At 64.6% G+C, this 1,384-nt stretch carries 1 protein-coding gene; it reads right to left on the bottom strand.

The window, feature by feature from the left end; all coding sequences use genetic code 11:
• Positions 1–267: 267 nt before the first annotated feature.
• Positions 268–1,293: an IS110 family RNA-guided transposase gene (locus tag GPA22_RS22405; protein WP_169258282.1), complete on the bottom strand. Its 1,026-nt coding sequence runs from the start codon at positions 1,291–1,293 to the stop codon at positions 268–270.
• Positions 1,294–1,384: the final 91 nt, after the last annotated feature.

Consider the following 1,384-nt stretch of genomic DNA (forward strand, 5'->3'; position numbering starts at 1 on the left):
AATCTATGGACTCCCCCGATATTGCAAGACGAACTTTCGGATGTTCTGAACGAACCCAGCTGCAACAATCTATCCGGCCTACTGTGCAGCCCGTCGGCTGCGGCCCTGATGAATTTCGCGCCGCGCACGCCTCATTAAGTAAGCGGCCTAGGATCGGCCAAGAACGTTATCAGGCTGGTGTGCGCGTCGGCTGGCGCCGTCATCTCATCAACACATTTCGCTCGCAATACTCTGGTGGGAACCTCCTGGTTGAAATGGGGCGATCGCTCACGCCGCTGCAGACGCCGCAACGCGGTAGTCGGTGCCACGGGTGAGCATCGCCCAGATGATACGGGCATTCTTGGCGGCCAGCGCAACGGCCGCCACGTTGTTGCACGAGCGCGCCTTCAAGTCTTCCACCCACCGGCTCTTGCGGTCGGTTCGCGCGGCCGTCAGCCGCAGCACCGAGCGGGCGCCGTGAATCAACAAGGTGCGCAGCACCACATCGCCGCGTTTGCTGATTCCGCCCAGCACGGTCTTGCCGCCGCTGGAATGCTGGCGCGGCGTGAGCCCCAGCCACGCGGCAAACTGCCGGCCGCAGGTAAAGGTGGTCGCCGGACCGACGCTGGCCACGATGGCCGAGGCCGTTACCGGCCCCACGCCTTCGATTGCCATGAGCCGCCGTGCGGCCTCGCTCTGTTGCGCGAGGGTCGAGATCTTACGGTCATAGGCTAGGATGCGTTCGTCGAGGGTGCGCATGCGGTCGTGCAGTTCGCCGAACGTTTCGCGCGCGAGCACCGGCAAGGTTCGAACCCCGGCACCGATCTCAGCGAGCAGTTTGCGCGCACGGGCGATCCCGGCGCCGGCGACGATACCGAACTCCCCGAGCAGGCCACGCACCTGATTGACCAGCGCGGTGCGCTCCGACACTGTCAGCGCGCGCGCCCGGTGCACCGCGAGCACCGCTTGGGCCTCCTCGGACTTGACCGGCACGAAGCGCATGTTCGGCCGCCCGACCGCTTCGCAGATCGCCTCGGCGTCGGTGGCGTCGTTCTTGCCGCTCTTGCGGTACGGGATCACGAACTGCGCCGCCATCAGGCGTGCGTCATGGCCGAGCTTGATCAGCTCGCGCGCCCAGTAGTGCGATCCGGCGCAAGCTTCGATGCCGATCAGGCAGGCGGGAAGGTTGGCAAAGAAACCGAGCACTTCGCCGCGCGCGAGCGTCTTGCGCAACACCGTCTTGCCACGGGAATCCACGCCGTGAAGCTGAAAGACGGACTTCGCGATATCGAGACCGATGCGGGTAATCGTCATGGCACACCTCCTTCTTGCAGACCAGCAGCGGCTCACGCTGCGATACAGCCAGTTTCCCGAAGACGGGAGGGGGAGTCCATTTCATTAAGTA

Source organism: Aromatoleum toluvorans (assembly GCF_012910905.1).
GTDB lineage: Bacteria > Pseudomonadota > Gammaproteobacteria > Burkholderiales > Rhodocyclaceae > Aromatoleum > Aromatoleum toluvorans.

Bases quoted from the DNA above. Each gene is read 5' to 3' on its own strand.
- GPA22_RS22405 (WP_169258282.1), bottom strand. From the start codon at position 1,293: ATGACGATTACCCGCATCGGTCTCGATATCGCGAAGTCCGTCTTTCAG.